The 6276-nt window shown below is 72.5% G+C and carries 6 protein-coding genes and 1 pseudogene; 5 read left to right on the top strand and 2 right to left on the bottom strand.

What is annotated here, in order from left to right; genetic code table 11:
* The 5 genes and pseudogenes from HET64_RS35010 to HET64_RS34990 form a co-directional block, all read left to right on the top strand.
* Positions 1-409, top strand: a pseudogene (locus HET64_RS35010) (histidine kinase); the annotation flags it as partial.
* The gene (locus tag HET64_RS35005) at positions 406-897 is read left to right on the top strand and encodes a roadblock/LC7 domain-containing protein (RefSeq protein WP_026290733.1); all 492 of its coding nucleotides are present in this window, start codon (positions 406-408) and stop codon (positions 895-897) included. The pseudogene HET64_RS35010 and the gene HET64_RS35005, both read left to right, overlap by 4 nt.
* Positions 894-1310 (top strand): DUF742 domain-containing protein, encoded by a 417-nt coding sequence (locus HET64_RS35000; RefSeq protein WP_215111274.1) that lies wholly within the window; start codon positions 894-896, stop codon positions 1308-1310. The genes HET64_RS35005 and HET64_RS35000 overlap by 4 nt, the downstream gene beginning before the upstream one ends.
* Positions 1291-1941: an ATP/GTP-binding protein gene (locus HET64_RS34995; protein WP_050360430.1), complete on the top strand. Its 651-nt coding sequence runs from the start codon at positions 1291-1293 to the stop codon at positions 1939-1941. Before HET64_RS35000 ends, HET64_RS34995 begins: the two co-directional genes overlap by 20 nt.
* 33 nt (positions 1942-1974) lie before the next feature.
* Positions 1975-3210, top strand: a complete 1236-nt coding sequence (locus HET64_RS34990) for a styrene monooxygenase/indole monooxygenase family protein (RefSeq protein ID WP_215111273.1) — start codon at positions 1975-1977, stop codon at positions 3208-3210.
* 66 nt (positions 3211-3276) lie between these two features.
* Here the strand turns inward: HET64_RS34990 and HET64_RS34985 are convergent, their stop codons facing one another.
* Positions 3277-4602: a C40 family peptidase gene (locus tag HET64_RS34985; protein WP_215111272.1), complete on the bottom strand. Its 1326-nt coding sequence runs from the start codon at positions 4600-4602 to the stop codon at positions 3277-3279.
* A 177-nt stretch (positions 4603-4779) separates the two neighbouring features.
* The coding region (locus HET64_RS34980; RefSeq protein WP_251146305.1) for a PQQ-binding-like beta-propeller repeat protein at positions 4780-6276 on the bottom strand (1497 nt) is incomplete at its 5' end.

Below are 6276 nucleotides of genomic sequence, written 5' to 3'. Positions count from 1 at the left end.
CGACGGCACCGTCCCCGGCCCCCGCCGCCCCGAGGCGGCACGGATCACCGACAAGGGGCTGCCGAAGCGCACGCCCAAGGTGGTCCGGCCCGACGCGACCCCCGCCCCCGGGCGCACCGGCAGCCTCGACCGGGACGCCCTGCGCCGCCGGCTCGGCAGCTTCCACCAGGCGGCGAAGGAGGGCCGGCGCGACGTAGAGGCGGAGATCGCCGAGACCGGCGGCATCACCGTGGCCGACCCCGGGGGCGTACCCACCGGGCGTACGGGGCACGAGACCACCACCGCCCACACCACAGGCGCCGCACAGGACGCACGTGACGCAAGGACCGCACGGACCGCTGAGACCGGCGGCCGGGCGGACGGCCGTAACGAAGAGACGGGGGACACAGTCGAGGAGGCACGCAGTTGACTGCGCCCAGCACATTCGGGCTGAGCACCGAAGCCCGGAATCTTCACTGGTTGCTGAGCAATCTCGTGGAGGAGGTGCCAGGGGTCCACTCGGTCACCGTCGTCTCGTCCGACGGCCTGATGCTGCTCTCCTCCGACCCCGGCCATCTGACCGCGAAGGCGGCCGGACCGGCCGCCGGGACGTCGGACGGGCCCAGGGGCTCCAGCGCCGACCTGGCCACGATCGTCTCCGGCATCGGTTCGCTGACCGTCGGAGCCGCGAAGCTGATGGACGGCGGCGGCGTCAAACAGACGATGGTCGCCATGGACGAGGGCAGCGTCTTCGTCATGTCGATCAGCGACGGCTCCCTCCTCGGCGTCCACGCCGCCCCGGACTGCGACATGAGCGTCGTCGCCTACCACATGGCCCTCTTCGTCGGCCGGGCCGGACACGTACTCACCCCCGAACTCCGCAGTGAGCTGCGCACATCGATGGAGAGCGCCCTGTGACCACCGCCGCCGCAGAACCCGCCCCCCGGCTCCCCGTCCGCGGGGCGGAGAAACGCCCCGCCCGGGTCCGCCCGTACTCCCTCACCGGCGGTCGCACCCGGTTCGGGCACGTCCTGCTGGTCGAGACCTTCGTCGCGGCCCTCGAAGCACCCGACGAGCGCCGCGAGCTCACCAACGGTAACCTCGCCTCGCGCGTGATGCCGGAGCTCCGGGCCATCGTCGAACTCTGCCGCCGGATGCGTACGGTCGCGGAGATCTCGGCCCTGTTGAAGATGCCGCTCGGAGTCGTCCGGGTGCTGCTCAGCGACCTGGCCGACCAGGGAAAGATCCGCGTGTACGGAACCGGCCACGGCGCCGGCCAGCCCGACCGCGCACTGCTCGAAAGGGTGCTCAATGGACTCCGCCGTCTCTGAGGCGCCGCTCTTCGCCCCGCGCCAGCCGGGGCCCCGGGAACAGGCCGAGGAGTCCCTCCAGGCCTGGCAGCTCGACCACACCCGCGCGCCCACCGCCACCAAGATCGTGGTGGCGGGGGGATTCGGCGTCGGCAAGACGACGTTCGTCGGCTCGGTCTCCGAGATCACGCCGCTCCAGACCGAAGCGCTGATGACCCAGGCCAGCGAGGAGACCGACGACCTCTCCGCGACGCCCGAGAAGACCACCACCACCGTGGCCATGGACTTCGGCCGGCTCACGCTGGAGGACGACCTCGTCCTGTACGTATTCGGCACCCCCGGCCAGCAGCGCTTCTGGTTCATGTGGGACGACCTGGTGCGCGGGGCGATCGGCGCGGTCGTCCTCGCCGACACCCGCCGGCTGGAGGACTGCTTCCCCGCGCTCGACTACTTCGAGAGCTGCGGACTGCCGTACATCGTGGCCGTCAACCACTTCGAGGGGACGCCCGGTTACGAGGCGGAGGACGTCAGGGAGGCCCTGACCGTACCCCCGCAGGTCCCGATAGTGATCATGGACGCTCGTAACAGGATCACGGTCGTCGAGTCGCTCCTGGCCCTGGTGGGTCACGCTCTCGACGCCACTCCTGCATAGACCTCCTCGAACCAGAGACAACGGAGAGCCGCGATGCGGAAGATACTCATAGTCGGAGCCGGCCAGTCCGGGCTCCAGCTGGCCCTGGGGCTGCAGTCCAGAGGCTACGAAGTCACCCTGATGTCCAACCGCACGGCCGACGAGATCCGCACCGGCCGGGTCATGTCGACGCAGTGCATGTTCCACACCGCGCTCCAGCACGAGCGGGACTACCAGCTGAACTTCTGGGAGTCCCAGGCTCCGAGGATCGAGGGCCTGGGCGTCTCGGTCGCCGCTCCCGACTCCTCCCGCGCCATCGACTGGGTCGGCAAGCTGGACGGGTACGCCCAGTCCGTCGACCAGCGCGTGAAGATGGCCGGCTGGATGGAGACCTTCGCCCAGCGCGGCGGCCAGCTCGTCATCCACGGGGCGGCCGTCTCCGACCTGGACTACTTCTCCCGCACCTACGACCTGGTGATGGTCTCCGCCGGCAAGGGCGAGCTGGTCTCCATGTTCGGCCGGGACGCGGCCCGTTCGCCGTTCGACGCCCCGCAGCGCGCGCTGGCCGTCGCCTACGTGCACGGCATGGGCCCGCGCCCCGAGCACCCGGAGTTCGACGCGGTCCGCTGCAACCTGGTCCCGGGCGTCGGCGAGCTGTTCGTCATGCCGACGCTCACCACCTCCGGCCGCGCCGACATCCTCTTCTGGGAGGGCGTCCCGGGCGGACCGCTCGACGCCTTCCAGGGCATAAAGGACCCCTCCGAGCACCTGGCGAAGACGCTGGAGCTCATGGAGAAGTTCACGCCCTGGGAGTACGCCCGCGCCACCAAGGTCGAGCTGACCGACGCCAACGGCACCCTCGCCGGCCGCTACGCCCCCACGGTCCGCAAGCCGATCGGGCGGCTGCCCGGCGGTGGCCTGGTCCTCGGCGTCGCGGACGTCGTCGTGGCCAACGACCCGATCACCGGCCAGGGCTCCAACTCGGCCTCCAAGTGCGCGAACGCGTACCTGGACTCGATCGTCGAGCACGGCGGGAAGGAGTTCGACGCGGCGTGGATGCAGTCCACGTTCGACCGTTACTGGGAGACCGCGCAGCACGTCACGAAGTGGACCAACGCGATGCTCGGCGTCCCGCCGGAGCACGTGCTGAACCTGATCGGCGCCGCCGGCCAGCTCCAGCCCGCCGCGGACCGCTTCGCCAACGGGTTCAACAACCCGGCGGACTTCGAGAACTTCTTCTACGAGCCGGAGAAGACGAACGCCTACCTGGCCTCGCTCACCGGAGCCTGACCCGCGAACGCCCTCGGCGGCCGGACCCGCACCGCCGGTCCGGCCGCCGAGGTCTGTCCGTACGGCCTACGAGGCGTCCGGTGCCGCGTCCGCGCCGTACCCGGTGTCCGCGCCGTCGCGTGCGCCCTCGGGCAGCTCCGGGGGCGTGTACGCGGACAGCGGGGCGCCGCCGGGGTCGGGCCGGACGGCGCCCAGCAGCGGGTTCGACGCGAGCGGCGAGACCTTGACCCTGGTGCCGGGGCGGGGTGCCTGCACCACCAGACCGTTGCCGATGTACAGCGCCACGTGGGTCGCCTTCGGGAAGTAGATCACCAGGTCGCCCGGGCGGAGCGCGGAGACCGGCACCTTCGGGAGCCGCTTCCACTGTTCCTGCGAGGTGCGCGGGATCGTCCGCCCCGTCGCCGACCAGGCCTGGGACGTGAGTCCGGAGCAGTCGAAGGAGTCGGGGCCCTCGGCCCCCCACACGTACGGCTTGCCGATCTGCCGGACCGCGTACGCGACGGCGTCGCCGCCCTGCCGGGTGGGCGGCCGGGTGGAGCTGAGCGCCCCGGAGGCCACCAGCTCGCGCTGCGCCTCGTCCACCCCCCGCTGTTCGAGACCGGCGAGCTGGGTCATCTGCTCCTCGGAGAGCGTGGCCAGCAGCCCCTCGACCTCCTTCAGCTTCCCGCGCACGGTGTCGCGCTGCTTCTTCTGCCGGTCTGCCAGCTTCTTCTGCTGGTCCAGCGCCTTGCGGGAGGCGGCGGCCAGCGCGTCGGCCCGCCGGGCGTCGCCGGTCAGCCGGTCCACCGTCGCCGCGCGGTTCGCGGCCAGCCTCCCCACGACATGGGTCTGGTCCAGGGCCCGCAGGGGATCACGGGACAGCAGCAGCCGGAGGTACGCGGAGAACTCGGTACGCCCCTGGTACTGCTCCCGGGCCAGCCGCCCGGCGTCCCCGCGGCTGAGCTCCAGCGCGGCCCGCGCCTTCGCCAGGTCCGCGCTCACCTTCTTCACCTGCGCGGTCCGCTGCTTCAGCTTCTCGGCGGTGGCGTTGTAGGTCTCGCTCGCCTCCTCCGCCGCCTGGTAGCGGTCCCGCAGCTCGCGCAGCAGGGCGGCGACGCTCCTGGGCGCCTCGGGCGCCCCGAGAGCGGTCTCGGCGTCGGCCTCCGCCGTGTCGGTCTCGGCGTCGGGGTCCGCCGTGTCGGTTCCGGCGTCGACCGCCGCCCCGCCGGACTCGTCGGATTCCTCCGCCGGGCCGGACTCGGCGGAGGAATCCGACACGTCCGGATCGGCCGTTCCGGAGGCCTCCTCGGACGGTACGGGGCCCGGCTCGGCAGATGCGGCGGTGGCGGGGGAGACCGTGAGCGCCGCGGCCAGCGCGGTCGTGCAGACCACGCGCAGGAGTCTGCCTGACACGACATCACCTCCGTGACGGAGACGCAGCCCGGCTACGGGCTCGTCCATAAATGGGCGAATCCGATCATCCGGTCATGTGGTGTCAGCCGATGCAAGCACCGGGCGGCGCGCCGTCCGGGGGACCCCCCGGACGGCGGTGGTGAGGGTGGAAGAGGGGCGAGTCGGGCAGGCTGGGTCTCAGGCCACCGGGAAGGCGTAGAAGGCCCTGTCCCGCTGGACGACGACGGTCTCCCCGGCGGCGAGCGCCCGGTACGACGCCCTCACCGTCGCCCCCTTCGGATCGGCCGACCCGATGTCCTGGAACTTCCACAGCCGCTCGCCGTCGGCCGCCGAGAACGCCGTGACCTGGACGGCGTCGGTGGCGATCAGGGTCTTCTCGCTGCCGCTGAGCGTGAGCGACGGGGCGTTCCCGATGCCCGGCACCTCCGTGGAGCGCCGCCACACGAGCCGGCCGCTCTCCCGTTCCACCGCGCCGACCAGCCGGCTGCGCTCGGTGGTGTGGATCAGGGGCCCGGCCACCAGCGGGGTGCCGAACACCGAGCCGTCGCTGCCCTCGACGCGCCACAGCGGCTTCGTCGTGTCCGTCTCGAAGGCCTGGAGGCCCCTGCCGACCGCCGCGTACAGCGACCCGTCCTCGTCGCCCGCGGTGGCCGCCTCGGGGGAGGCCGCACCGTACTGCTTGGTCCACAGCAGCTTGCCGGTCTTCTGGTCGAACGAGCGGACGGAGCCCTTCCTCTTGGCCGCCTTGACCTCGGCCGCCGTCAGGCTGACCGCGTCCTGACGTACGAGGACGTCGGCGGAGCGTTCCACGACGACCCGGTAGGCGGGGGTGCCCGGGGCACGGCCCGCGGGCACGGGAGTCCGCCACAGCTCCTTGCGCTGCACGATGTCGTACGCGAAGAAGTAGGCCTGGACGACCTCCTTGTCCTTGCCCTCCTTCTTGCCCTTCTTCGGCTTCGGGGCCTTCACGGTGACCGTGTGCGAACCGGTGAACCAGATGACCGGCCCGGAATTCCCGGCCAGCCGCCCGACGGCGAGGCCCGGCAGGTCGCCGAAGGCGTCCGTGTAGCGCTCACGGTGGGCGACCTTGCCGTTCTTCGGCGACAGCCACAGGAACTCCGTCGGGCTCGCCACGAAGACCAGATCGGCGCCCGCGGCCAGCGCGGCCTGTCCCTTCGCCGCGTCCGCGCGCTGCCACAGCCGCTTGCCGGTCCGCAGGTCCACGGCGCTCGCCTGGCTCTCGCTGGTCATCACGAGGAGCTTGTCCCGCCATACGGCGGTGGTGAGCGGGGGCGCCTCGGAGGCCGGGTGCGCATAGATCCAGCGCGGCTCGGGGGGCTGTCCGGGGAGCGTACGGCGGGGCTTCGGCGCGGGCTTGTCGTCCGTCGCCACCGCGGTGTCCCCGGACCCGAGAGCGGCGACCGAACCGCCGCCCACGATCAGCCCGCCGACGGCCGCCGCCGCGATGGTCAGCAGGGTCCGGCGGCTCGCGGCGGGGTCGGGCGCCGGGGCCGGTGCGGGAGGCAGCGGCAACGACACCATCGGACTCCCGCCCGCGCCACCGGGACCGGCGGGCCCGGCCGGGAGCGCCGCCGCGGGATACGGGGCGGGTCCGCCGTGCGCATGGCCCGGCCGCTGCGGGGCGGCGGTCAGGGCGGGTCCGGCGGGCAGAGC

Origin of the sequence: Streptomyces sp. McG3, from assembly GCF_018619185.1 — a bacterium.
GTDB lineage: Bacteria > Actinomycetota > Actinomycetes > Streptomycetales > Streptomycetaceae > Streptomyces.
This window is presented reverse-complemented; position numbering and strand designations above follow the sequence as displayed.

What these genes read in the sequence shown, in the direction of transcription:
- HET64_RS34995 (WP_050360430.1), top strand. Translation starts at nt 1,291, where the DNA reads ATGGACTCCGCCGTCTCTGAGGCGCCGCTCTTCGCCCCGCGCCAGCCG.
- HET64_RS34990 (WP_215111273.1), top strand. Translation starts at nt 1,975, where the DNA reads ATGCGGAAGATACTCATAGTCGGAGCCGGCCAGTCCGGGCTCCAGCTG.